Source organism: Roseomonas fluvialis, assembly GCF_022846615.1.
Lineage (GTDB): Bacteria > Pseudomonadota > Alphaproteobacteria > Acetobacterales > Acetobacteraceae > Neoroseomonas > Neoroseomonas fluvialis.
In genome coordinates this window covers 2946385-2972204 of sequence record NZ_AP025637.1, presented here as the reverse complement: position 1 = coordinate 2972204, position 25820 = coordinate 2946385, and the positions used below count along the sequence as shown (strand labels likewise).

Below are 25820 nucleotides of genomic sequence, written 5' to 3'. Positions count from 1 at the left end.
GCGCCGCGCCCGCGCGCAACCGCCCCCGGGTCAGTTCGCCCGGCGGCGCATCTGGAAGTCCCGCACGCATTGCCGCCCGGAGTATTGGGCGGTCATGGTGGAACCCGTGGCGCGCCCGACGAAGCTGTTGCCGCCGGTGGTGATGCTGAAGCTGCCATCGGCCGCGATCGGCCCGCTGAAGGTCACGCCGTAGCGGTTGTCGTAGGGGAATTCGATCATCCCGTTGCGGATGGTGAAGCGCCGGTCGGTGGTGTCCGCCCCGCAGGCGGTACCGGCGCCCTGCCGGCGGGTCAGCGTGCCGGTCCCGCTCCAGGTGCCGTCGAAGGCCGTGACGCCCTGCGCCAGCGTGGGCCGGGCCTCAATGGCGCCGAGCGCAAGGGTTGCGAAGGCGAGTGCTGCGAGCCGCATGATGGAGTCTCCATGGACAACCGCCGATGCGAGACTATCAGGGTGGTTGCAGTTGCGGAATCGAATTCGTGTGCCTACTCCCGCGTGTAGCCCAGCGCGGCGTCGCGCTGCGCCACCGTGGCGTCGCGCTCGGCCGGGTCGCCATGGCCGCCGCCGCCGGGCATTTCCACCACCAGCCGGTCGCCCGCCGGCACCACGTGGAAGCCCTTGGGCTTGAGCTCGGTGCCCGAGGCCAGCGAGAGACGTCCGCGCGCGCCGCTCTCGCCACCGGCCCGCCCGCGCGCCGGGTGCTTCACACGTTCGAAGGTGGCGAAGATCCCGAAGGGCTGGTTGTCGCGCCGGGCGACCTCGATCACCTGGCCGAGGCCGCCACGGAAGCGGCCGGCGCCGCCGGAACCCTCGCGCAATTCCTTCTTCCAGAAGACCAGCGGCGTGATGGCCTCGGTCACCTCCACCGGTACGTTGCGCACGCCGGAGGGGAAGGGCGTGGCCGACAACCCATCGAGGTTCGGCCGCGCGCCGGTGCCGCCGGAATGGAAGGACGTGATCATGAAGGCCGGCCCGGTCGGGCCCGTATAGCCAGGCCCCGCGCCGAGCTTCAGGTTCCACAGGTTCGACGTGCCCTCCGCCGGAACGCGCCCGGGGATCGCCTGGTCGAGCGCGCCATAGACCACGTCGGGCAGCATGTGCCCCATGGTCGATCGCGCCGTGACGGGGAAGGGGAAGGGCGCATTGACGATCGAGCCCTCGGGCGCGGTGACGATGACCGCGTCGAGCGTGCCGGCATTGTTCGGGATCTCGGCACCGACCAGGCATTTCACGCCGAAGGCCGTATAGGCTTCGGTGTAGCAGAGCGGGCAGTTGATGCCGAAGGGAACGGCGGCGGATGTGCCGGCGTAGTCCACCGCGATGTGGTCGTCGGCGATGGTGACGGTGGCATGCAGGTCGATCGGGTCGGTCACGCCGTCGATGCGCATGTGGGATTTCCAGGTGCCTTTCGGCAGCTTCGCGATCGCCGCCGCCATGCCAGCGCGGGAGCGCGTGATGATGTAGTCGCCGAGCGCATCGAGGTCCTTGAGGTCGTTCTCCCGCAGCATGGCCGACAGGCGCCGCTCGCCGGTCTCGTTGCAGGCCATCAGGGCGAAGACGTCGCCTTCCACCTGCACCGGTTCGCGCACATTGGCGCGGATGATGCGCATCACCGTCTCGTCCACCACGCCCTGCCGCGCGAGCGGGATGAGCGGGATGAACAGGCCTTCGTGGAAGACCTGCTTGCCCTCGGCCGATTGGCCGACGCCGCCGATGTCGACGATATGCGTGGTGGACGAAAACAGCGCGACCAGCTTGCCGTCGTGAAAGGCGGGGGACGTCACCACAAGGTCGTACAGATGACCGGTGCCCTTCCAAGGATCGTTGGTGATGTAGTGGTCGCCCGGCTTCATGGTGTGGACCGGGAATTCGCGGATGAAATGCACCACCGATCGCGCCATGGAATTCACGTGGCCCGGCGTGCCGGTCACCGCCTGCGCGAGCATCTGCCCCTGCAGGTCGAAGACGCCGGCGGAGATGTCGCCGGCCTCGCGCGCCGAGGTCGAGAACGCCGTGCGCACCAGCGTGCGCGCCTGTTCCTCGACCACGCTGAGCAGGCGGTTCCACATGACCTGGTAGCGGATATCCGCGGTCCCGACGGCCGGCGCCGTCGTGTCGGTGCTGTTCATCGGGCGGTCTCCAGCACGATCTGGTGCAGGGCATTGATGCGCGCCGCCATGCCGCGCGGCACGACGGTGGTGGTGCCATCCTCGACGATCAGCGCCGGGCCAGGCAGCACCATGCCCGGCGCGAGGGCCGCGCGTTCGAAGACCATCGCCGGTTCGGTGGCACCCGTGGCGGGGTCGGTCACGTCGCGGGTGCCGGCCGCGGGCGGGGCGGGGCGCGGCGGCGGGTCCGGCACGCGGCCAGGCAGCGCGCGCGCGGCGGACAGCGCCAGCGCGAAGGTCATGGCTTCCACTTCCAGGCGCGGGATCACGCGGCCGAACAGCGCGGTGTAGGCCGCCTCGAAGCCGGTGCGCAGCGTGGCGGCGTCCTCGGGTGCCAGCGTGCGCGGGGGCAGCGGAACCGCGATCTCGTGCCCCTGGCCGCGGTAGCGCATGAAGCCCGTGCGGGCTTCGGTCAGCGGCGCGTCGGGCGCGCCCAGGCGCACGACCGATTCCGCTTCCGCGCGCATCTCGGCAAACAAGGCGTTCAGCATGGCCGCATCGAAGGCATCGAGGCGCATGTGCCGGCTGCGCACGACCTCATACGCGATGGGCGCGCGCAGGAAGCCATGCGCAGACCCCACCCCCGCGCCGACCGGCACCACCACCCGCGCGATGCCGAGCTTCTGCGCCAGCCGCCCGGCATGCAGCGGTGCCGCGCCACCGAAGGCGATCATGGCGCGCCCGGCGGTATCCTTGCCGTTCTCGACCGCATGCACGCGCGCGGCATTGGCCATCGTCTCGTCCACGATCTCGGCGATGCCGACCGCGCCTTGCGTCGGCGCCATGCCGGCGATGGCGCCACCCACGGCGGCCTCGGCACGCGCGACATCGAGCGTGATGGAACCGCCGGCGAAGCGCGACGGATCGAGCCGCCCCAGCGCGGCATCGGCATCCGTCACCGTGGGCAGCGTCCCGCCCCGCCCGTAGCAGGCCGGCCCGGGCACCGACCCCGCGCTGTCCGGCCCGACCAGGATGCGACCGAGCGCATCGACCCGCGCGATGGAACCGCCGCCGGCGCCGATCTCGACCAGTTCGATCACCGGGATGCGCACCGGCAGCCCGCTGCCCTGGATGAAGCGGTAGGCGCGCGCCACCTCGAAGGAGCGGCTCCGCTGGAAGTCCAGGTCGTCGATCAGCGTCAGCTTCGCCGTGGTGCCGCCCATGTCGAACGCCAGCACGCGGTCGAGCCCGTTCTCCGCCGCCACCGCCTGCGCGAGGATGGCACCGCCGGCCGGGCCGGATTCGACCAGCCGCACCGGGAAGCGCTTCGCCGTCTCGACCGTGGTGACGCCGCCCGAGGACATCATCAGCAGCAGCGGGCAGGCCATGCCGGCGTCGCGCAGGCCCTGTTCCAGCGCGGCCAGGTAGCGACCCATAAGCGGCAGCACATAGGCATTCGCGATGGTGGTGGACGCACGTTCGTATTCGCGGATCTCGGGTGCCACGTCGCAGGAGAGCGTGATGGCGGCGTCGGGCATCTCCTCCGCCAGGATGGCGCCGGCGCGGCGTTCGTGGATGGCATTGGTGAAGGAATGCAGGAAGCAGACGGCCACCGCGACGATGCCGCGCGTGCGCAGCGCCCGTGCCGTGGCGCGCAGCGCGGCCTCGTCCAGCGCCAGCAGCACTGACCCATCGGCCGCGATGCGTTCGGGCACGCCCAGCCGCAGGTCGCGCGGCACCAGCGGTTCGGGCCGCTGCATCGACAGGTCGTATTGTTCGAAGCGGTGCTCGTAGGCGATTTCCACGGAATCGCGGAAGCCCTCGGTGGTCAGCAGCGCGGTGGGCGCGCCCTTTCGTTCGATCAGCGCATTCGTCGCGAGCGTGGTGCCGTGCACGACCAGGCCCACATCGCCCGGCGTGCAGCCGGCGGCGGCGAGAATGGCGCGCGCCCCCTCCAGCACCGCGCGCTCCGGCGCGTCGGGCGTGGTGAGCAGCTTCATCTCATGCGTGCCGCGCGGCGTGGCGAGCACCAGGTCCGTGAAGGTGCCGCCGATGTCGACGGCCAGGCGTGTCTCACCCATCGATGCGTATGTTCCCTTGGCAGACCACGCCATTCCGGCGCGCGGAAGCGGCGCGCAGGACAGCGACAGGGTCGGGCAGTTCCTTGGTGGCCGTGTGCAGGCCGGTCTCGTGGCAGTGGTGGATGGTGGCGCGATTGCGCATGAGCGTCAGCACCGCCGCGTGCAGCCTGCGCAGGATGCCGGGCGGACGATCTGCGCGCGCAGCGTGCAGGGCATGGCGAACAGGGCGGCAGCGAGAGCGCAGCGGCGGGGGTACATCTCGGGTGGCTCCGGGTGGCGACGCAGGATGACCCCGCGCGCGCCGCGGCGGAAGCCCCCGGTGCATTGACACCGCCCGGGTGGGGTCGCAGCGTTGCGTGCTACGACGTCGTGGATCGCACAGGGCGGCATGTGCCTTGCAGGCCAGCCGCTGCGCATGGTCGCGACGCATCAGCGCAACCGTGGCGCAGACCACGGCTGGCCCGAACCAAGGAGACTTCCGATGCATCGTCTGGGTTCCCTCCGCGCCGCGATCGCCGCGGCTCTCGGCCTCGTTGCGCCTGCCGCGCTGGCGCAGGCGCCGAGCCTGCCGGCCGGACCACCGGTGCGCATCGTGGCCGTGACGCAGCCGCTGCCGACCCAGCCGCAATACACGCGGGTGGACCAGGTGATCCTGCGCGACGCAACCGCGCAGCGCAGCAACGGGCGCGTGCAGGTGACGCTCGCCACGCATGCCGAGCGCAACCTGGCGGGCAACGAGATCGTGCGCCTGGTGCGATCGGGCCAGGTGGAGATCGGGGCGGGCACGCTCACCACCCTGTCGGGCGACGTGCCGATCCTGGATGGCGTGGACCTGGCGGGCCTCGCGCCCGACATCGCCGATGCGAAGCGCATGGCGGAGGCGATCATCCCCGCCGCGAACCGTGACCTCGAGCGCTTCGGGACGCGGCTGGTCGCGCTTTATCCCTTCCCGGCGCAGGTGGTGTTCTGCCGCGCGCCCTTCACGACCCTCGCGGATCTGCGCGGGCGGCGGGTGCGCACCTTCGGCAATTCGCTGGTGGACTACTTCACCGCGCTTGGCGCGCAGCCGGTCAGCATCGGCTTCCCGGAAGTCTATTCGGCGCTGGAGCGCGGGGTGGTGGATTGCGCCATCACGGGGTCGGGCTCGGGTGCCGCGGCGCGCTGGCCCGAGGTGACGACGCATATCTCGAACATGCCGGTGTCCTGGGCGGTGGCCGGGTATCTCGTGAACCTGGCGTGGTGGAACCGGCTCGACCCGCAGGTGCGCGCCTTCCTGGAGGCGACCATGAAGGAGGTCTCTGACGCGCAATGGGCGCTGGGTGCCGCGGCCACGCGCGACGGCATCGACTGCAACATCGGCCGCACTGCCGAATGCCGCATCCATACCGTTGCCGCACGGCCGATGACCGAGGTCGTCGCCACTGACGCCGACCGCGCCGAGACCCAGCGCATCTTCCGCGAGGTGGTTCTGCCCGGCTGGGTGCGCCGCTGCGGTGCGCGCTGCGGGGAGATCTACAACGAGGTGATCGCGCCGATCTCCGGCGTGCGCTTCGGCGGGTGAGCGGCGCCGTCACGCCATCCCCCGCGCCGTTGCGTGCCGTGCGCGCGCTGCGGCGCGGCGTGGCGCGCGTGGCATCGGTGATGGCGCATGTGGCGGGCTGGACCTACATCGCCTGCGCGCTGTTCATCACCTTCGACATCGTCGCGCGGGCCTTCCTCGGCTTCTCGTCCCAGGCGACGGTCGAGGTCACGGGCTACATGCTGGCGGGCGGCATCGCCTGGGCGCTGGCGCATACGCTGATCCGGCGCGCGCATATCCGGGTGGACGTATTCGCCAACCGGCTGCCGGTGCGGCTGCGTGCGCCGCTGCATGTGGTCTCGCTGCTGCTGCTGACGGCGCTCGGCGTGCTGATCGCCTGGTCGGCCTGGGAACTGGTGGACGAAAGCGTGCTGTTCAACGCGCACGACAATTCCGCGCTGCGGATCGAACTGGTCTGGCCGCAGGGCATTTGGGCCTTCGGCATATCGGCCTTCGTGGTCTGCTGCGGCGTGCTGCTGCTGGAAGCGGTGCTGGCGCTGGCGGACGGGCAGGGGGCGGCGCTGGACGGGCTGCTTGGGTCGCGCACGCTGGAGGACGAGACGGAGGAAGCGCTGGAGGCCGTGGCCATGGCGCATGAGGGCGATCGGCGATGATCGCCATCGTCTTCCTGCTCGGCCTGCTGGGCGTGACGATCTTCGCCGCGGCTACCACTGGGCAGGCGGTGCCTGTGGCCGAGATCCTGATGCTGGTGGGCGTCTTCGTCGTCTTCTTCGGGTCGGGCGTGTACATCGCGGCGGTGCTGGGCGCGCTCGGGGTGCTGACCGGGCTGATCTTCTCCGACCGGCCGTGGTGGACCTTCCTGGGGCAGACGTTGTGGGGGCCATCCAGCAACTTCGTGCTGGTGGCGGTGCCGCTGTTCCTGCTGATGGGCGAGATCCTGCTGCGGGCGGGATTGTCCGACCGGCTCTACAAGGCGCTGAACGTCTGGCTCAACCGGATGCCCGGCGGGTTGCTGCACACCAACATCGTGTCATGCGCGGTGTTCTCCGCCATCAGCGGATCGTCGGTGGCGACGGCGGCGACCATGGGGTCGGTCGCGCTGCCGTATTTCCAGGACACGAAGTACAGCCAGCGGATGGTGCTGGGGTCGCTCGCCGCCGGCGGGGCGCTCGGCAACCTCATCCCGCCCGGGATCACCTTCATCATCTACGGCCTGATCACCGAGACTTCGGTCGGGGCGTTGTACATCGCCGCCATCATCCCGTCGCTGCTGGTGACCGGGCTGTTCATCCTGGTGATCCTGGCGCACGGGCTGCGCCACCCGATGGAGAAGCCGCCGCGGCTGCCGATCGGGATGAAACTGCGCGCGCTGGTGGACCTCGTGCCCACGCTGCTGCTGATCCTGCTGGTGCTGGGGTCGATCTATGGCGGCTTCGCGACACCGACCGAGGCGGCGGCGCTCGGCGTGGTGGGCGCGGCCTTTTTCGCGGCACTCGAAGGCAAACTGTCCTTCCGGATGCTCAATGCCTCCGCCGAGGCCACGGCGCGCAACACGGCGCTGCTGGGGCTGATCCTGTTCGGCGCCTATCTGCTCAACTACATCCTGACCATCATCAACGTGCCGCAGGCGCTCGCCGCACTCATTGCCGGGCTGCCGATCCCGCCCTGGGGGATCATGCTGTGCATCATCATGCTGTACGTGGCGCTGGGCACCTTCATGGAGGGCTTCTCCATGATCATCACGACGGTGCCGGTGGTGTTTCCGATCGTGGTGGCGCTCGGCTACGACCCGATCTGGTTCGGCGTGATCGTGACCATGCTGGTGGAGATCGCGCAGATCTCCCCGCCCGACGGGACGGTGATGTACGTGCTGCAGGGCATGCGGAAACGCGCCGGGCCGATAACCGACGTGTTCGTCGGCGTGCTGCCGTTCCTTGGCGTCTATCTCCTGGCGGTCGTGCTGCTTATGGTCTTCCCGGGGCTCGCCCTCTGGCTGCCCTCCGTGATGGGCTGACACTTCGAACGGAATTTCGCGCGTGAGCACAGACACCGCCCGCCCTGTCCGCATCGCGGTCGATATCGGGGGCACCTTCACCGACCTGCAGATCCTCGACGCACGCCAGGGCATCGCGCGCGCCTGGAAGACACCGACCACGCCGGAGGACCCCTCGATCGGCCTGCTGCGCGGCGTGTGGGAGGCGGCGGAGCGCTTCGGCTTCGCGCTGTCGGAGGTCGGCCTGCTGCTGCACGGCACCACCATCGCGACGAATGCGGTACTCGAACGCAAACTCGCGCGCGGCGTGCTGCTGACCACGGCTGGATTCGAGGATGTGCTTGAGATCAATCGCCATGTCCGGCGCGACATCTATGGCCTGGCACCGGATCCCTTCCCGGTGCTGGTGCCGCGCGACCGGCGGCTCGGCGTGCCGGAGCGCATGCGCGCGGATGGCAGCACGGAGGTGCCGCTCGACGAGGGCGCAGTTCCTGCGCTGCTCGACCGCATCGCGGCACTGAGCGCCGAATGCGTCGCGGTCTCGTTGCTGCATGCCTACGCGAACCCGGCGCATGAGCAGCGGATCGCAGCATTGCTGCAGGCCGCGCGGCCGGACCTTCCGGTGTCGTTGTCGTCCGACATCTCGCCCGAGATCCGCGAATACGAACGCACATCGACCACGGTGCTGAACGCGCTGCTGGTGCCGGTGGTGAAGGCGTATCTCGATCGGCTCGAGGCGAAGCTCGGCGAGGGCGGCTTCCATCCGCTGGTCTTCCTCGTGCAGTCGAATGGCGGCGTATGCTCGCTGCGCATGGCGGCGGAGCAGCCGGCGCGGCTACTGCTGTCCGGCCCGTCGGGCGGCACGCTCGCGGCGGGGCGGCTGGCGGCGCTGCTGGCGCGGCCGAACCTGGTCGCGGTGGACATGGGCGGCACGTCGTATGACGTCTCGGTGGTGCAGGAGGGACGCGTCTCGGTCATCACCCAGGGCGAGATCGACCGCCTGCCGGTGCGCCTGCCGATGGTCGAGATGCGCACCATCGGCGCCGGCGGTGGGTCCATCGCCGCGGTGGATGCGGGCGGGCGGATGACCGTCGGGCCGCGCAGCGCCGGCGCGCGGCCGGGCCCGGTGGCCTATGGGCGCGGCGGGACGGAACCGACGGTGACGGATGCGAACCTGGCGCTCGGCCGGCTGGATCCGGACTTCTTCCTGGGCGGGATGATGAAACTCGACATGCCCGCGACGCGCGCGGCGCTCGAGGCGCGCGTGGGTGGGCCGCTCGGCCTGGGAGTCGAGCAGGCGGCGGAGGGAATCCTCACGGTCACCAACGCCAATCTGGGGGCGGCGATCCGGCTCTCGCTGTTCGAGAAGGGGCTCGACCCGCGCGACTTCTGCCTGCTGTCCTTCGGCGGCGCGGGCGGGCTGCATGCGACGGAAGTGGCGGGCGAACTCGGCATGACCGAGGTCGCCTTCCCGCGCGAACCGGGCACGCTCTCGGCCTATGGCATCCTGTTCTCGGACCTCACGCAGGACATCGCGCGCTCACGGGTGATGCGCGCAGAGCCAGCCAGCCTGCCGGGCATCACCGAGACCATCGCCACGTTGCGCGCCGAGGCGGATGCGCGCCTGGCGCGGGACGGCATCGCGCCGGAGCGCCGCCGCGTGAGCATCGCGGTGGACATGCGCTACCACGGCCAGGCCTTCGAATTGCTGGTGCCCTGGGGCGAGGTGGCCGTGCCCGATGCCGGCGACCTGGCGGCGCTGGTCGAGGGCTTCCACGCCATGCATCGGCAGCGTTTCTCCTACGCCAATCCCGGCGATCCGGTCGAAATCGTGACGCTGCGTGCCATCGCGACCGGGCTGCTCGACAAGCCCGAACCTGGTGACCCGCCGCCCGCCGCCCGCCCGGCCCGCAAGGGTACGCGCCGCGCGTTCGAATCCGGCGCATGGCGCGACATTCCGGTCTGGGACCGCGAGGCGATGACCGCGACCGACACCATCGAAGGCCCTGCCATCGTCGAGGAAGCCTTTGCCACGCATTGGATCACGCGCGGCTGGACGGCGACGCTGGGCGCTGCGGGCACATTGATGGCGCGGAGGCAGGCAGCATGACGTTCGGCCCCATCGAGATCGAGGTCATCCGCAACGCGCTGACCGCCGCGGCAGCCGAGATGGACATCACCATCTGGCGCACCAGCCGCAGCACCATCGTGCGCGAGCTGCTGGACTACTCCACCGCGGTGTTCGACGCGGAGGGCAACAATGTCGCGCAGTCCGCGCGCATCCCGCAGCACCTGAATTCCATGGGCGCGGCGCTGCGCACGCTGCTCGACCGTTTCGTGGTGGCGGACGAATGGGGGCCGGACGACGTGGTGGCCACCAACGACCCGTATTGCGGCGCGCAGCATCTCAACGACGTACTGGTGTTCAAGCCGGTGATGCATGAGGGCCGGCGCGTCGCCTATGTCGGCGCGCTGTGCCACCACATCGACATGGGCGGGATGGCGCCGGGGTCCTACGCCGCCACCGCGACGGAGGTCTTCCAGGAAGGCCTGCGGATCCCGCCGCTGAAGCTGATCGAGAACGGGCGGCTCAATCGCGCGGTCTGGGAGATGATCGGCCAGAACGTGCGAAAGCCGGCGCTGATGCTGGGTGATTTGCAGTCGCAGCTGGCTTCGCTCGATGTCGGCGCGGCGTCGATCCGCCGGCTAGCGCAGCGCTACGGCGCGGCGGGCATCACCGAGGCCACCGCGCGCATCCTCGACATGAGCGAGGCGGCGATGCGCGCGGCCATCCGCGCCATGCCGGACGGGCGCTACGAATTCGAGGACTTCCTCGACGATGACGGCATCTCGGGCGAGCCGGTCCGGCTGCACGCCGCGGTCACGGTGCAGGGCGACGAAATCGTGGTGGACCTGACCGGCTGCGCCGACCAGCAGCGCGGCCCCATCAACTGTACGCCGGCCATGTCGAACTGCGCGGTCTACTACGCGATCATCGCCGCGACGGATGGCGCCATGCCGGCCAATGCCGGCTGCTACCGGCCGATCCGCATCACCCATCGCGAGGGTTCCGTCACCAACTGCCGCGCGCCGGCCTCGGTTGCGCATCGCGTGGCGGTGTCGCATCGCCTGGCGAATGTGATGTTCGGCTGCCTGCACCGGGCTCTGCCTGACCGCATGCCCGCGGCCTACTATGGCGGGTCCTATGTCGCGACCTTCCAGACCGAGGGTGCGGACGGATCGCGCGAGGTGCTGGTCGAAATCGAGATCGGCGGCACCGGCGCGGCACCTGGCAAGGATGGCGTGAACGCCTGGTCCTTCGGCATGCACAACAACGCCAATATCCCGGTCGAGATGATCGAGAGCCAGATGCCCCTGACCATCACGCGCTACGGCCTGCTGCCAGGGTCGGGTGGGGCAGGCGCGTTCCGCGGTGGGCTCGGGCTGTTCCGGGAATGGCGGGTGGACAGCCCGGCCGGCGTGTTCACCGCGAACATGGATCGCTTCCGCTTCCCGCCCTATGGGCTGGCTGGGGGCGGGCCGGGCAGCCTCGGGCGGCTGGTGCGCATCCGCGATGGCGTCGAGACACCGATCGCACCGAAGTCGGATGGCGTGCGGTTGCGGCAGGGCGACATCGTGCGGCTGGAGACCTCCGGCGGCGGCGGTTTCGGAGATCCGGTGGCACGCAACGCAGCGGCCGCGGCGCGCGACCGCGAACTGGGCTACGTCGCGCCGGACGGCGCGCGGGGCTACATCGCGCCGGATGGCGCGCGGGGCTACATCGCGCCGGATGGCGCGCGGCCGGGCGTCCCGTGACCTTCGACCCGGCCGCGCACCGCATGGTGCCGGCGCAGCGCTGGTTCGAGGACTTCACCCTCGGCGAACGCTTCGTCCTGCCGAGCCGCACCATGACCGAGGCGCTGTTCGCCGCCTTCGCGCTGGCGTCGGGCGACAACCACCCGGTGCACTACGATGTCGAATACTGCCGGGCGCGCGGCATGCCGCACATGCTGGCGCACGGCTTCCAGGTGGCGATCCAGACCGCCGCCGGCGCCGGCATCTTTCCGCACCTGGTCGAGGACTCGCTGAAGGGCTTCCTCGAACAGTCCTCCCGCTTCCTGCACCCGGTCTTCGCCGGCGACACGCTCTATGCCGCGCTGGAGGTCGACGAGATCACGCCGCAACGCACGACCGGCGTGCTCGGCCTGCGCAGCACCGTGCACAACCAGACGGGCGTGCTGGTGATGGACGGGCGCCAGCGCTACCTGCTGCGCCGCCGCCCCTGACTTCACGCCCGGCGTCGCGCGCGCCACACTCGGCGCCACGGAGGACACCGATGGCCCGCATTCCCTACGCCGACACGGCGCATCCCGACCATGTCGAGGCGGCCGCCGCGATCCGCGCCTCGCGCAAGAAGGTCGGCCACCTGCACCGAATGCTGCTGCATGCACCGCCGATCGCGACCGGCTGGATCACCATGTTCGACGCGGTGCGCTGGAACTCCACGCTGTCCGGCCGGCTGCGTGAGATGGTGATCTGCCGCATCGCCGCGATCAACGGCGCGTCCTACGAATGGGCCGCGCATGCGCCAATCGCGCTCGCCGAGGGCATGAGCCAGGCGCAGCTCGACGCACTTCCGGCATGGGACGGCAGCACGCTGTTCGACGCGACCGAGCGCGCCGTCCTCGCCTATTGCGACGCCATGACCCGGCAGGTGCATGTGCCCGACGACGTCGCGCGCGCCGTGCGCGAGCTGTTCCCCGCGCGACAGCTGGTGGAACTGACGGTCACGATCGCGGGCTACAACTGCGTCTCGCGCGTGCTCGAAGCGCTCGAGATCAACGGCGCGGACGTGCTGCCGCCGGACGCATGAGGCCAGCGGCGCGATGCCGCGGCGTGCCGTTCGTCACGCGGGCTGGAGGCGCAGCCGTTGGCCTCGCTCGCGGCAACGCCGCCAGTCTTCTGTTCCTGCGTGCATCTTCACGCGATCAGATGAGATTCACCCGATCGGGATCCGCCCTACTCGGCCGAACGCAGCCCCGCAGCCGCGATCAGGGCGCGGAACTTCTCGCTCTCGTTGCGCGTGAAGGCGGCGAAGTCGGCGCGGTTGCGGTACAGGATCGGCTGCGCCACGCGCGTCATGCCGGCCACCACGTCGGGGTGGTTGATGGCGCGCTGGCAGGCGGCTTCGAGCCGCGCCATCAGCGGCTCCGGCGTGCCCGCCGGCGCATAAAGGCCCGACCAGATCGTGTAGACCAGGTCGTAGCCGGCTTCGCGCATGGTCGGCACGTCGGGGAAGTCGGGATTGCGCCGTTCGGTCAGGAAGGCGATCGGGTGCAGGTCGTATTGCCGGATCAGCAGCGTCTGGTCGGTGAACAGCTGCACCTGGCCCTGCTGGAAGGCCAGCATCACCTCGCCCGATCCGCGATAGGGGATATGGTTCATCTCGAAATTCGCGAGCCGCATGAGCGCGACATTCGAGATGTGCGGGATCGACCCCGCGCCGGTTGACGCGAAGGGGAAACCCTGGCCTTGCGCACGCCCGCGCGCCACCACGTCGGCCACCGTGCGCAGCCCGGAATTCTTCGGCGTCATCATCACCACGGGGCTGTCCGCCACCTGGCAGATGGCCGCCAGGTTCTCCAGCGTGTAGCCCAGCCCGCGCCGGAAATGCGGCTGGATGGCGACGGGCCCGACCGGGGAGAACAGGATGGTCTGCCCATCGGGTCGTGCGCGCGCCGCCTCGGCCGTGCCGATGGTGCCGCCGGCGCCCGCGACATTGCGCACCACCACGGGCTGGCCGAGGGCGGCCGCCATCTCGTTCTGCATCATGCGGGCGACGATGTCGGTCGGGCCACCGGCGGCGAAGTTCACGATCATCTGCACCTGCGCGGTCGCAGGCGCGGCGATGGCCGTCAGCACCGCGGCGAGCGCGGCGGCAATGCGTGTCATGCGCGTCCTCCCGCCCGCTGTTGTGTCGCGCGGGCTGGGGGAACCCTAGGCCGTGGCGGCGGCCGGGCGAAAGCCTATCAGGCGATGCGCGCGGCCGGGGCGGCGAGCACGCCGGCCATCATCGCCAGCGCGGCCAGGCCGCGCAGGTGGTCCGCATCGGCCAGCGGCACGCGCAGCAGCGTGCCGCCATGGCCGCGCAGGTGCAGTTCGGCACCCTTCGGTGATTCCAGCAGCGCGACGGAGCTCAGGTCTTCGGTGGAACGGGGGAGGGGCGCCAGGGCGGTCATTTTTCAGCCTCTGCGACAGGAACACCGCGGTTTGCGGCGAGTCGATACAAAGCGCGGAACTCCTTGCCGCGCAGTTAACGTCGCACCTTGTCGCGACGAATTTTGCACCGCAGCATGGCTTCCCGACGAATGGAGCCCGCCCATGCCCCGGATCGACGCCGATCGCTTCCTGCGCGACCTCAACGAATTGCGGCAGATCGGCGCCTACCGGACCGGCGTGCACCGGCCGACCTATTCGCCCCAGGACATGGAAAGCCGCCGCTGGCTGATGGAACGCCTGGCCGAATGCGGGCTGGAGGCCAGCATCGACGGCATCGGCAACGTGTATGGCCGGCACAAGGGGCCGGGGCCGCATGTGCTGGTGGGCAGCCATATCGAAAGCCAGAACCAGGCGGGATGGCTGGATGGCGCGCTCGGGGTCATGGCGGGCGTAGCACTCGCGCGCGCGGGGTTGCCCGTGGATGTCGCGGCCTTCGCCGATGAGGAAGGGCACTTCGAAGGCGGCTTCCTCGGCAGCCGGTCGATGATCGGCGAACTGGCCGAGGACGAGATCGACCGGTCGAAGTCGCGCAACGACGGCCAGCCGCTGCGCGAGGCGCTGGCCGCAGCGGGGCTCGCCGGCAAGCCGCGCATGCAGCTCGAACCCGGCCGCCACAAGGGTTTCTTCGAGATGCACATCGAACAGGGTACGCAGCTGGAAAGTGCGGGCCTGCGCGTGGGCGTGGTGACCGGCATCGTCGCCATCTGGCAGTGGCTGATCCGCTTCGAGGGCATGCAGGACCACGCCGGCGGCACCACCATGGCCGAACGGCGCGATGCCGGGCTGTCGGCGGTCCGGTTGCTGGCGGCGATCGACGCGGAATTTCCACGCGTGTGCGGCGCGCGGTCCACCTGGACGACCGGGCGGATCTCGCTCGAACCCGGTGCGCCGTCGATCATTCCCGGCAGCGCGGAGGTGCTGTTCCAGTTCCGCGACGTGAGCGTGCCCGTGCTGGAACGCATGGAAGCCACGCTGCGCGCGCTGGTGGCCGAGAGCAACCGGCGCGAGAAATGTCCGGCGACGCTGATCCAGAAGTCGCGCGCAACGCCCGCCATCTGCGACCCGGCGATGATGGAAGCGCTCGATGCCGCGGCGCAGGCGGAAGCGCCCGGCGCCTGGACGCGCATGCCCTCTGGCGCGGGGCACGACGCGCAATACATCGCGAAGCGCATGCCGGTCGCGATGCTGTTCACACCCTCGATCGGCGGCATCAGCCACCACTGGGCGGAGGACACCAAGGAGGAAGACCTCGCGCTGTGCTGCCAGGTGCTGGCCGATGCGGCGGAGCGCTACCTCAAGGTGTGAGGGTCAGCCGCTGCGCAGCCTGGTCGCGTTGAGCAGCGGCAGGTCCTGGTTGCCGAAGCGTTCCAGCGCCGCGCTGGACACGGCCCGCCGCGGCGCGAGCGGGAAGGAATAAAGCCGCTCGCCGCCCAGCAGGAAGGCACGCCCGCCACGCGTGAACAGCCCGGCAATGGCCGTGTCGGCGGTGTCGAGGCCGCCGGTATAGGCGCCGAAGGCCGGCAGTAGCACGCGCCGCCCATCGCTGACGAAGCAGGGGCGCGAGACGCCGCCGGCGCGTGTCGGCGCGGTGGCGCGCGGGTGCAGGTGGCCGGCGATCTCGCCCACCGCGCGCGGCTGCGGGATGTGGCGGAACGTGAGGGGGCCATCGCGCCATTCCTCGACCGCCGCGCCGGGCAGGCCGACTGGCGGCGCGGGGTCGTGGTTGCCGGCGACCCAGGTCACCTCGATGCCGTCCAGGGCGCGGATCAGGGCGGTGCGATCGGCCTCGGCCAGCCGTATGCAGCCCTGCCCGTCATGGAAGGAATCGCCCAGGAAGACCAAGCGCTGCGGGCCGTAGCGGCGCAGCACCGGCAGCAGGCGGGCGATGGTCTCCCGCGTGTCGTAGGGCGGCACCAATTGCCCACGCGCTGCGAAGGCGCTGCCCTTTTCCAGATGCAGGTCGGCCACGCAGACCAGCCGGCGCGCGGGCCAGTGCAGCACGCCGGCGGGGTCGAGCATCAGCCTCTCGCCGGCGATGTGGATGGGGGCGGCGGCCATCAGCCGGTCACCATCTTCGGTGCCGAGCGGCGCCATTTCGACCGGCGCCTGTCGCGCGCGACGGAGGTGCCGCGCACGGGCATGGGGTCGGTGACCTCGGCGAGGGTCTCCGCGAAGTGTTCGGCGCCATCGGTCGCGTCGGCCACCAGCGCGGCGGCCTCGGCCAGCAGCGCGTCCTCGGCGCCGCCGGCGACCCATTCGCGGCCTTCCTCGATCAGCGCCGGCACCGCGAGCGGCGAGACCTGGTCCAGCACGCGATGGCGGATGCGGCCCTTCACGCGCGCGAGCAGGCCGGCGATGCGCGCCACGTCGGTCAGGCCCTGCGCGGCCTCGGCGCGGGTCGCGCGCAGCAGGATGTGGTCGGGCTGGTGGCGGCGCAGCACGTCGTAGATCAGGTCGGAATTCATCGTCATCTGACGGCCCGATTTCTCCGCGCCGGGGTGGTTCTTCTCGAGCAGGCCGGCGATCGTCGCGATGTTGCGGAAGGTCCGCCGCAGCATCGAGGATTCCGCCAGCCATTCCTCCATCTCGTCGCCCAGAATGTCCTCGGCGAACAGCGATTCGACATCGTGCGGCTCGAAGGCGGACCAGATGGCCAGCACATAGTCGGTGCCGACATAGCCGAGCGGCCCGAGGCCCATGCGTTCCATGCGCTTGGTCACCAGCATGCCCAGCGTCTGGTGCGCGAGCCGCCCTTCAAACGTATACGCCACCAGGAACCACTTGCCGCCGCGCGGGAAGGTTTCCACCAGCAGCCCGTCGCGCGGCGGCAATTCGGATTTCAGGCGTTGCAGCCGTAGCCATTCCTTCACCGTTTCGGGCAGATGCCGCCAGCGCCGCGGGTCGGACAGGATCGAGCGCACGCGCGCCGCGAGATGCGTGGTGAGCGGCATGCGCGCCCCGGCGTACACCGGCACGCGCGGTTCGCCATCCCCGCCGCGCGTCACGATCACCGCGGCGGGTTCGATGCGTTCGTATTTCAGCACCTGTCCACCGAACAGGAAGCAGTCGCCGGGCTCCAGGGTGGAGACAAACCATTCCTCCACCTCGCCCACCACGCCGCCGCCGCGCAGGCGGACCTTGAGCAGCGGCGTTTCCACAATCGTGCCAAGGTTCATCCGCAACTGCCGCGCCACCGCGGTGCCGCGGACATGCACCATCCCCTCGGCATCGCGGAACAGCTTGCGGAAGCGGTCATAGGCCTGCAGGGCGTAGCCGCCATCCTCGACGAAGCGCACCACGTCGTCGAAGTCGCGCCGCGTCAGCGCGGCATAGGCGCCGGCGCGCGTCACCTCGGCGTACAGCGCATCCGGGTGGAAGGGCGCGGAGCACGCCATGGCGAGCACATGCTGCGCCAGCACATCCAGCCCGCCGGGGCGCGGCGCTTCGCCATCCAACTCATGCGCGGCCACGGCCTCGGTCGCGGCGACGCATTCCACCACCTCGAAGCGATTGGCCGGCACCAGCACGGCGCGGGAGGGTTCGTCCATGCGGTGATTGGCGCGCCCCACCCGCTGCAACAGGCGGCTCACACCCTTGGGCGCGCCGACCTGGATCACCTGGTCCACATCGCCCCAGTCGATGCCGAGATCGAGGGACGCCGTCGCCACCACCGCGCGCAGGCGGCCTTCGGCCATGGCGGCTTCCACCTTGCGGCGCAGCCCGATCTCCAGGCTGCCGTGGTGCATGCCGATCGGCAGGGCTTCTTCGTTCAACCGCCAAAGCGCGGCGAAGACCAGTTCCGCCTGGGCGCGGGTGTTGACGAAGACGATGGTCAGTTTCGCGTCGGCCACGCGACGGTAGATCTCGGGCGCGGAAGCGAGGCCCATATGCCCGCCCCAGGGCAGGCGCCCTTCCGGCAGTTGCAGGTCGAAGACCGGGGCGGCGCCGCCCTTGGTTTCCACCAGCCGCACGTCGTCGGCCTGCGCGCTCGGCGACAGCCAGGCACGCAGCGCCTGCGGATGCGCGACGGTCGCCGACAGCCCGACACGCCGTGCGCGCGGCGCCAGCGTGGCCAGCCGCGACATGCACAGTGCCAGCTGGTCGCCGCGCTTGGTCCCGGCCAGCGCATGCGCCTCGTCCACGATGATCGCACCCAGCCCGCCGAAGAAGGCCGGCGCATCGGGCAGGGAGAGCAGCAACGTCAGGCTCTCCGGCGTGGTCAGAAGCATCTGCGGGGGGGTTTCGCGCTGGCGGGCGCGTCGGTTGGCGGGGGTGTCGCCGGTGCGGGTCTCGATGCGGATGGGCAGGGCCATGTCGGCCACGGGCGCGGTCAGGTTGCGCGCGATGTCGACTGCCAGTGCCTTGAGCGGCGAGACATACAGCGTGTGCAGCCCTTCGCGTGGTTGGCGCGCCAGGTCGACCAGGGAGGGCAGGAACCCGGCCAGCGTCTTGCCGCCGCCCGTCGGCGCCAGCAACAGCACGTGCTCCCCGCGCGTTGCAGCCTCCAGCAGCGCGAGCTGGTGCGGCCGCGGCGTCCAGCCGCGGGCGGCGAACCAGCCGCCGAAAGGTTCTGGCAATGTTCTCATTCGCGCGCCAATATGGCGGCGGTTCATCGCCCCGGGAAGCCACCCATATGCAACCCGTGAACGCCCCCCATCCCGAGACCTGGCTGAAGGTCACCCCCTCCGGCCTGTGGTGCGAGCCCGGCGGCTTCTTCATCGACCCGACCCGCGCCGTGGACCGCGCCATCATCAGCCACGGCCATTCCGACCATGCACGCCCGGGCCACGCGCATGTGCTGGCCACGCGCGAGACGCTCGCCATCATGACGCAGCGCATGGGCGAGGGCAGGGCGGGTGTCAGCCAACAGGCGCTCGGCTTCGGCGAAGCGATCGGCATGAACGGGGTGCGCGTCTGGCTGCGCCCGGCCGGGCATGTGCTGGGCTCCGCGCAGGTCTGCATGGAATGGCGGGGCAGCCGCGCCGTGGTCTCAGGCGACTATAAGCGCCGCCCCGATCCGACCGCGGCGGCCTTCGAACCCGAACCCTGCGACGTCTTCGTCACCGAAGCCACCTTCGCCCTGCCGGTCTTCCGCCACCCGCCCGCCGCGGCCGAGATCGCGCGCCTGCTGCGATCCGTCGCGCTGTTCCCGGAGCGCACGCATGTAGTGGGCTGTTACTCGCTCGGGAAATGCCAGCGGCTGATCGCGCTGTTGCGCCTGGCCGGCTGGGACGCGCCGATCCATCTGCATGGCGCGCATGTCGCGCTGTGCCGTGTGTACGAGGCGCTCGGCGTGCCGCTGGGCGAATTGCGCGCGGCGACGGTCGCGAAGAAGGACGAGCTGAAGGGCGCGATCGTGCTGGCGCCGCCCTCGGCCATCGCGGATCGCTGGGCGCGGCGGCTGGCGGAGCCCGTCGTGTGCAACGCCTCCGGCTGGATGCGCGTGCGCCAGCGCGCCAAGCAGGGCGGCATCGAATTGCCGCTGGTCATCTCCGACCACGCCGACTGGGATGAACTGCTCGCCACCGCCGACGACGTGCAGGCGCCGGAGATCTGGGTCACGCATGGGCGCGAGGACGCGCTGATCCATGCCCTCGGCCAGCGCGGCATCCGCGGCCGCGCCCTGCACCTGGTCGGCCGCGGCGAGGAAGACGAGGGCGAACCGCCCGCCGAGGCCGCCGCGCCATGAGCCTGCCCGCCTTCGCCGAACTGCTCGAACGCCTGGTCTTCACGCCGGGGCGCAATGCGAAACTGGCGCTGCTGGCGCAGTGGTTCGCGACGCAACCCGACCCCGAGCGCGGCATCGGCCTGGCCGCGCTGACGGACGAACTGGTGTTCTCCGCCGCCAAGCCCGGCGTGATCCGTGAGCTCGGCGCATCGCGCATCGACCCGGAACTCTGGCGCATGTCCTACGACTATGTCGGGGACCTAGCCGAGACGCTGGCCCTGGTCTGGCAGCCGCGCGCGGGCGTGAACGCACCGCCCCCGGCGCTGTCGGACATCGTCCAGGCGCTGCAGGACACGCCCAAGGCCGAGGTGCCGGCGCTGATCGCCGGCTGGCTCGACACACTCGACGCCGGCGGGCGGCTCGCGCTGATCAAGCTGGTCACCGGCGGGTTGCGCGTGGGCGTCTCCGCACGCCTTGCGCGCGTGGCGCTGGCCGAATGGTCCGGCCAGCGCGTCGAGGATATCGAGGAAGTCTGGCACGGTGTCGCCTGGCCCTACGCGCCCCTGTTCCGCTGGCTGGAAGGCCAGGCCGAGCGCCCCGACCCGCGCGACCAGCCGATCTTCCGCCCGCTGATGCTCGCGCACCCGCTGGAGGCACCCGACCTCGCGGCCTTGCACGCGCCGGACTGGCGTGCCGAATGGAAATGGGATGGCATCCGCGTGCAGCTCACCGCCGGTCCCGGCGGGCGGCGCATCTGGTCGCGCGGCGGGGAGGATATCTCCGGCGCTTTCCCCGAAATCTGCGCCGCGATGGATTTCCACGCCGTGCTCGACGGCGAATTGCTGGTGGTGCGGGAGAACGAGGTCGCCCCCTTCGCCGACCTCCAGCAGCGCCTCAACCGCAAGGCGCCGACGGCCAAGATGCAGCGCGACTTCCCCGCCGCCGTGCGCCTGTACGACCTGCTGTTTGACGCCGGCGAGGACCTGCGCCCGCTGCCCTTCGACACCCGCCGCGCACGGCTGGAATCCTGGCACGCGCGCATCTCGCCGCCGCGCATGGACCTCTCGGCGCTGGTGCCCTTCGACAGCCTCGACACGCTGGGCCGCATCCGCGACGGCGCCCGCGCGGCATCGATCGAGGGGCTGATGCTCAAGCGCGCCGACGCGCCCTATGTGGCGGGCCGCACCAAGGGCCTGTGGTGGAAGTGGAAGCGCGACCCGCTCACCGTCGATGCCGTGCTGATGTACGCCCAGCGCGGCCACGGCAAGCGGTCGTCCTTCTATTCCGACTACACCTTCGGCGTCTGGCGCGCGGATGGCGAATTGGTGCCGATCGGCAAGGCGTATTCCGGCTACACGGATGACGAACTCGCCTGGCTCGACAAGTGGATCAGGAACAACACCACCAACCGCTTCGGCCCGGTGCGGGAGGTCGAGCGCGGCATCGTCTTCGAAGTCGCTTTTGACGCCGCGCAGCGCAGCACGCGCCACAAATCCGGTGTGGCCCTTCGCTTCCCGCGCATCGCCCGCATCCGCCGCGACAAGCCGCCCGAGGAAGCCGACCGCCTGGAAACCGTGGAGGCGCTGATCGACACCACGCTTGCGGAACGCGACCGCGCCGGGTGAACCTCGGCGGGCCATCGCCAACCCGGGAGCCCCACCATGATCCGCCTGCCGACCCTTGCCGCCCTCGCGCTGATGCTGCCGCTCGCCGCTGCCGCGCAGGATCGCGTCGTCGCCACCCGCAACGCGCCCGAGGCCATCGGCCCCTATAGCCAGGCCATCCGCGTGGGCAACACGCTGTACCTCGCCGGCCAGATCGCGCTCGACCCGCGCACCAACCAGATGATCGCCGACCGCAGCATCGAGGCCGAGACGCGCCAGGTGCTCGACAATTTGCGCGCCGTGGTCGAGGCCGCCGGCTTCACCATGGCCGACATCGTCTCGACCACGGTGTTCATGGCGGACCTCAATGAGTTCGGGCGGATGAACGCGGTCTACGCGACCTACTTCCCGACCAACCCGCCGGCGCGCGCGACCGTGCAGGCCGCGCGCCTGCCGCGCGACGTGAAGATCGAGATCGCCGCCATCGCGGCGCGCTGAGCCTCCTGCCGCGCTCCGCGCCGTCCGTGCGGAGCGAGCCTCGGCGACCCGGCGCGGCGACGCGCCGGCGCCACAGGCCGGGCCGCCGCGGACAGGCCATGCGGATGGCGGAAGGTGCCGCGGCTGTCGCAAGCCGCGCCTGTCTTTCCCGTCCCGCGTCGTGCAAACTCGGCTGGCCCTCGTGCCGGAGGACTTCGATGCGTTGCATCCGCCTCGCTGCCCTGCTCGCCATCGCCGCGCTGCCTGCCGCGGCGCAGACGCTCACCATCGGGCTCGCCACGCCGCCCACCGCGCTCGACCCGCACTATCACGCGCACGCGCAATCCAGCGCCACCGCCGCCCATGTCTTCGAGACCCTGCACGCGCCGAACGCCGCGATGCAGCTCGAACCCGAACTCGCCACCGCCGCCGAGACCACCGACGGCATCACCTGGACCGTGCGGCTGCGCGAGGGCGTGCGCTGGCACGACGGCACGCCCTTCACGGCGGACGACGTCGCCTTCTCCCTGCACCGCGCCGGCAATGTGCCCAACAGCCCGGGCAGCTTCGGCACCTATACGCGGGAGGTGCGGCAGGTCGAGATCATCGGGCCGCACGAACTGCGCATCACCACCGCCGCGCCGGCGCCGCTGCTGATGGCGAACCTGTCAAATATCTTCATCGTCTCGCGCCGCCACGGTGAGGGTGCGAGCACCGACGACTACAATTCGGGCCGCGCCATGGTCGGCACCGGCCCCTACCGCTTCGCCCGCTGGTCCGCTGGAACCGAGGCGCACTACACCCGCAACGACACGTATTGGCGCGGGCGCGAACCCTGGGAGCGCGTCGCCTTCCGCGTCATCCCGAACAATTCCGCGCGCACCGCGGCGCTGCTGGCCGGCGATGTGGACGTGATCGCCGACATCCCCTCGGCTGATGTCGCGCGGGTGCGCGGCGACCGGCGCCTGCAGGTCTTCACCATCGCTTCGAACCGCCTGGTCTTCCTCGGCTTCGACCGAACGGACGAGGCCCTCGCCACCGGCCACATCCGCGCCAATGACGGCGCCCCGGCGCTCACGCGCAACCCGCTCGGCGACGTGCGCGTGCGCCGCGCGCTGTCCCTGGCGATCGACCGCCGCGCCCTGGTGGATCGTATCAACGAGGGCCAGGCCATCGCCACCGGCCAGTTCCTGCCCGAGGGCTTCTTCGGCCACTTCGCCGATATCCCGGTCGAGCGCACCGACCCCGATGCCGCCCGCCGCCTGCTGGCCGAAGCCGGCTATCCGAACGGCTTCCGCCTGACCATCACCACCTCCAACGACCGCATCGTGAATTCGGCGCGCATGATCCAGGCCGTGGCGCAGATGTGGACGCGCATCGGCGTCGCGACCGCGGTCGAGACCATGCCGCACGCGGTCTTCACGCCGCGGCGCAATCGCTACGAATTGCCGGTCTTCCTCTCCTCCTGGGGCAACCAGACCGGCGAGGCGCTGTACACCCTCGTGCCGCAGCTCGGCACGCGCGGGCAGGGCGGCTTGGGCAATGCGAACCGCATCCGCTATTCGAACCCGGCGCTCGACCGCCTGCTGGTCGCCGCCGGTGCCGAGGTCGCGGCCCCGCGGCGCCTGGCGCTGATCCGCGAGGCGACCGACCTCGCGCTGGCCGAGGCGGTGATGCTGCCGTTGCTGCTGCAGGTGAACAACTGGGGCGCGCGTCAGGGCATCACCATGACGCCGCGCATCGACCAGTACACCCTGGCCATGAGCATCCGCCCCGCCGATTGACCGCCCCGGATGCGCGTGGTGGCGTGCGGCCACTGCCAATCAGGGAAACGCCATCATGCCTCTCGCACCCAACCTCGCCCGACGTCGCCTTGAAGCCGGCGAACTCGCCCTCGGCTTCGGCGTGCATCATCTGCGCACGCCCGCGGTCGGCATGATCGCCGCCGGCTGCGGCTTCGACTGGCTGTTCGTCGACATGGAGCACGGCGCGATGAGCGTCGACGACGCCACGCGCATGTGCATGGCCGCGCTGTCGCAGGGCGTGACCCCCATCGTGCGCGTGTGCAAGGACGCGATCTTCGAGGGTACGCGCTGCCTCGACAACGGGGCCATGGGCATCGTGGTGCCTCATGTCGACACGGCGGACGAGGCCGCGACGGTCGTGCAGGCCTTCCGCTACCCGCCGACCGGCAGCCGGTCCTGGGGCGGCCCGCCGGCGCAATACGGCTTCATGGTCAGCGACACCGCCGCCGCGCAGCGCGAACTCAACGCCGAGATCCTGGTCTGCGTGATGATCGAGACGCCCGAGGCCGTGGCCAACGCCGACGCCATCGCCGCCGTGCCCGGTGTCGACAGCCTGATGATCGGCACCTCGGACCTCACGGCGTCCATGGGCATCGCCGGTCAGATCGGCCATCCGGATGTGCGCGCCGCCTATGCGAAGGTGGCCGCGGCCTGCAAGGCCCATGGCAAGCACATGGGCATGGGCGGCGTTTACGACGAAGTCGTGGCGCGGGACTACATCGGCCTGGGTGCGCGCTTCCTGCTGAGCGGGTCGGACCATGCCTTCCTGATGGCGGCGGGCGGCGCGCGGCAGAAATTCCTGCGCGGGCTGCAGCCCTGACCGTCGCGGCGGCCGGTGCGCTGCGCCAGCGCATCGGCCGCCGCGTCCTGCGCGGGGCAGGGCGTCCGGTTGCACGATGTAACTGAGAAGGGTTCGCAAAATCATTTGCGACAGGTTCGCATTTGCAGTAGGAAGGCCCTGCCAGTCGAACAGGGTCACAGACATGCTGCGTCGCCACCTCCTCGCCCTTCCCGCCGCGCTCGGCGCCGCCACGCTGGCGCGCCCGGCCCTGGCGCAGGACCGCACCCTCGCGCTCTATTCCTCCCGCCATTACGACACCGACCGGGCGCTGTATGACGGCTTCACCGCCGAGACCGGGATGCGGATCCGCCTGATCGAAGGCGATGCCGACCAGCTGATCGCCCGCATCCAGTCCGAGGGTGCGAATACCCCGGCCGACGTGCTGATCACGGTGGATGGCGCGCGGCTCGCCCGCGCGGTCGCCGCGGGCATCATGGCGCCGACCACGAGCCAGGTGCTGCAGGGCCGCGTGCCCGCCAGTCTGCGCGACCCCGAGGGGCATTGGTACGGCGTCTCGCGCCGCGCCCGCGTCGTGATGTTCGACAAGCAGCGCGGCCGCCCCGCGGGGCTCGACCGCTACGAGGACCTGGCGAAGCCGGAGTTCCGCGGCCAGATCCTGGTGCGCGCCGCGGCGCACCCCTACAACACGTCGCTGATGGCGAGCATCATGGTGGCCGACGGCGAACAGGCGGCCGAGGCCTGGGCGCGCGGCGTCGCGGCCAACCTCGCGCGCCCGCCGCAGGGCGGCGACACGCCGCAGTTCCAGGCCGTGGCCGCGGGCGTGGGTGGTCTCGCGATCGCCAACACCTATTACCTGGCGCGCTTCGGTGCCTCGTCGAACCCGGCCGAGAAGGCGGTGTATGACCGCATCGGCGTGATCTTCCCGAACCAGGGAGCGGGCGACCGCGGCGCGCATGTGAACGTCTCGGGCGCGGGCGTCGTGCGGTCCTCCGCGAACAAGGAGATGGCGCTGAAGTTCATCGAATACCTGACAGGCCCGCGCGCGCAGGAACTGTTCGCCAACGGCAATTTCGAATACCCGGTGGTGGCCGATGTCGCGCCGCATCCGGCGCTGGCCGCGCTCGGCACCTTCCGGGCCGACGAGGTCAATGCGCAGCGCTACGGCGCGCTGGCCCCGCAGGCGCTGCAGATCATGCAGCGCGCCGGCTGGCGCTGAGCCCGCCATGGTGGTCTGCCACTGCAACCGGCTGACCGCGGCGCAGATCACCGCCGCGATCGCCGCCGGTGCCTCTCGCCCGGCTGAAGTCTATGCCGGCTGCGGCTGCGACGCCCAATGCGGCTGCTGCTGCCGGACCATCCTCGACCTGCTGCGCAGCGGGTCCGCGGCCTCCGCACGCGCCTGACCGCGCGCGGCTTGACAGCCCCGGGCCGTCTTCGCAGGTATGGCTTGCGGAGACGGGCGGTCA

Annotated in this window: 22 protein-coding genes; 15 read left to right on the top strand and 7 right to left on the bottom strand. The window is 70.7% G+C overall.

Features of this window, described 5'->3' with window-relative positions; genetic code table 11:
* Positions 1–30: 30 nt before the first annotated feature.
* From MWM08_RS14360 to MWM08_RS14350, 3 genes are all read right to left on the bottom strand, one after another.
* Positions 31–408 (bottom strand): hypothetical protein, encoded by a 378-nt coding sequence (locus MWM08_RS14360; RefSeq protein WP_244407117.1) that lies wholly within the window; start codon positions 406–408, stop codon positions 31–33.
* Between the two features lie 74 nt (positions 409–482).
* Positions 483–2126 (bottom strand): hydantoinase B/oxoprolinase family protein, encoded by a 1644-nt coding sequence (locus MWM08_RS14355; RefSeq protein WP_244407116.1) that lies wholly within the window; start codon positions 2124–2126, stop codon positions 483–485.
* Positions 2123–4186, bottom strand: coding sequence for a hydantoinase/oxoprolinase family protein (locus MWM08_RS14350; RefSeq protein WP_244407115.1), 2064 nt, complete (start codon positions 4184–4186; stop codon positions 2123–2125). The genes MWM08_RS14355 and MWM08_RS14350 overlap by 4 nt, the downstream gene beginning before the upstream one ends.
* Before the next feature lie 481 nt (positions 4187–4667).
* Between MWM08_RS14350 and MWM08_RS14345 the strand changes: the two genes are divergently transcribed.
* The 7 genes from MWM08_RS14345 to MWM08_RS14315 are packed head-to-tail and all read left to right on the top strand — an operon-like array spanning position 4668 to position 12592.
* Positions 4668–5747, top strand: a complete 1080-nt coding sequence (locus MWM08_RS14345; RefSeq protein ID WP_244407114.1) for a TRAP transporter substrate-binding protein — start codon at positions 4668–4670, stop codon at positions 5745–5747.
* Positions 5744–6379: a TRAP transporter small permease subunit gene (locus MWM08_RS14340; protein ID WP_244407113.1), complete on the top strand. Its 636-nt coding sequence runs from the start codon at positions 5744–5746 to the stop codon at positions 6377–6379. The genes MWM08_RS14345 and MWM08_RS14340 overlap by 4 nt, the downstream gene beginning before the upstream one ends.
* Positions 6376–7740, top strand: a complete 1365-nt coding sequence (locus MWM08_RS14335) for a TRAP transporter large permease (RefSeq protein WP_244407112.1) — start codon at positions 6376–6378, stop codon at positions 7738–7740. The genes MWM08_RS14340 and MWM08_RS14335 overlap by 4 nt, the downstream gene beginning before the upstream one ends.
* A 22-nt stretch (positions 7741–7762) precedes the next feature.
* Positions 7763–9829, top strand: coding sequence for a hydantoinase/oxoprolinase family protein (locus MWM08_RS14330; RefSeq protein ID WP_244407111.1), 2067 nt, complete (start codon positions 7763–7765; stop codon positions 9827–9829).
* Positions 9826–11535: a hydantoinase B/oxoprolinase family protein gene (locus MWM08_RS14325; RefSeq protein ID WP_244407110.1), complete on the top strand. Its 1710-nt coding sequence runs from the start codon at positions 9826–9828 to the stop codon at positions 11533–11535. Before MWM08_RS14330 ends, MWM08_RS14325 begins: the two co-directional genes overlap by 4 nt.
* Entirely contained in the window at positions 11532–12005 is a 474-nt protein-coding gene (locus MWM08_RS14320; protein WP_244407109.1) for a MaoC family dehydratase, read from the top strand. Before MWM08_RS14325 ends, MWM08_RS14320 begins: the two co-directional genes overlap by 4 nt.
* A gap of 50 nt (positions 12006–12055) precedes the next feature.
* Positions 12056–12592 (top strand): carboxymuconolactone decarboxylase family protein, encoded by a 537-nt coding sequence (locus MWM08_RS14315; protein ID WP_244407108.1) that lies wholly within the window; start codon positions 12056–12058, stop codon positions 12590–12592.
* A 146-nt stretch (positions 12593–12738) separates the two neighbouring features.
* Here the strand turns inward: MWM08_RS14315 and MWM08_RS14310 are convergent, their stop codons facing one another.
* Together MWM08_RS14310 and MWM08_RS14305 are read right to left on the bottom strand one after the other, a co-directional pair.
* Positions 12739–13671 (bottom strand): Bug family tripartite tricarboxylate transporter substrate binding protein, encoded by a 933-nt coding sequence (locus MWM08_RS14310; protein ID WP_244407107.1) that lies wholly within the window; start codon positions 13669–13671, stop codon positions 12739–12741.
* A gap of 77 nt (positions 13672–13748) precedes the next feature.
* On the bottom strand, positions 13749–13958 hold the full coding sequence (locus MWM08_RS14305) for a hypothetical protein (RefSeq protein WP_244407106.1): 210 nt from the start codon (positions 13956–13958) through the stop codon (positions 13749–13751).
* A gap of 142 nt (positions 13959–14100) precedes the next feature.
* Between MWM08_RS14305 and MWM08_RS14300 the strand changes: the two genes are divergently transcribed.
* Positions 14101–15303, top strand: coding sequence for a Zn-dependent hydrolase (locus tag MWM08_RS14300; protein ID WP_244407105.1), 1203 nt, complete (start codon positions 14101–14103; stop codon positions 15301–15303).
* A 3-nt stretch (positions 15304–15306) separates the two neighbouring features.
* Here the strand turns inward: MWM08_RS14300 and pdeM are convergent, their stop codons facing one another.
* Entirely contained in the window at positions 15307–16056 is a 750-nt protein-coding gene (gene pdeM, locus MWM08_RS14295; RefSeq protein WP_244407104.1) for a ligase-associated DNA damage response endonuclease PdeM, read from the bottom strand.
* A complete protein-coding gene (locus tag MWM08_RS14290; protein WP_244407103.1) occupies positions 16056–18584 on the bottom strand; it encodes a ligase-associated DNA damage response DEXH box helicase in 2529 nt (842 codons plus the stop codon). Before MWM08_RS14290 ends, pdeM begins: the two co-directional genes overlap by 1 nt.
* A 47-nt stretch (positions 18585–18631) precedes the next feature.
* Between MWM08_RS14290 and MWM08_RS14285 the strand changes: the two genes are divergently transcribed.
* The 7 genes from MWM08_RS14285 (at position 18632) to MWM08_RS14255 (ending at position 25757) form a co-directional block, all read left to right on the top strand.
* The gene (locus MWM08_RS14285) at positions 18632–19687 is read left to right on the top strand and encodes a ligase-associated DNA damage response exonuclease (RefSeq protein ID WP_244407102.1); all 1056 of its coding nucleotides are present in this window, start codon (positions 18632–18634) and stop codon (positions 19685–19687) included.
* Positions 19684–21291: a cisplatin damage response ATP-dependent DNA ligase gene (locus MWM08_RS14280; protein ID WP_244407101.1), complete on the top strand. Its 1608-nt coding sequence runs from the start codon at positions 19684–19686 to the stop codon at positions 21289–21291. Before MWM08_RS14285 ends, MWM08_RS14280 begins: the two co-directional genes overlap by 4 nt.
* Before the next feature lie 36 nt (positions 21292–21327).
* Positions 21328–21768: a Rid family detoxifying hydrolase gene (locus MWM08_RS14275; protein WP_341482818.1), complete on the top strand. Its 441-nt coding sequence runs from the start codon at positions 21328–21330 to the stop codon at positions 21766–21768.
* Positions 21769–21965: 197 nt separating this feature from the next.
* The gene (locus MWM08_RS14270; RefSeq protein WP_244407100.1) at positions 21966–23531 is read left to right on the top strand and encodes an ABC transporter substrate-binding protein; all 1566 of its coding nucleotides are present in this window, start codon (positions 21966–21968) and stop codon (positions 23529–23531) included.
* A gap of 55 nt (positions 23532–23586) precedes the next feature.
* Positions 23587–24372 carry an HpcH/HpaI aldolase family protein gene (locus tag MWM08_RS14265; protein WP_244407099.1) on the top strand — a complete coding sequence of 262 codons (786 nt, stop codon included), beginning with the start codon at positions 23587–23589 and terminating at the stop codon, positions 24370–24372.
* Positions 24373–24535: 163 nt separating this feature from the next.
* Positions 24536–25570, top strand: a complete 1035-nt coding sequence (locus MWM08_RS14260; RefSeq protein ID WP_244407098.1) for an extracellular solute-binding protein — start codon at positions 24536–24538, stop codon at positions 25568–25570.
* Positions 25571–25577: 7 nt separating this feature from the next.
* Positions 25578–25757, top strand: a complete 180-nt coding sequence (locus MWM08_RS14255) for a (2Fe-2S)-binding protein (protein ID WP_244407097.1) — start codon at positions 25578–25580, stop codon at positions 25755–25757.
* Positions 25758–25820: the final 63 nt, after the last annotated feature.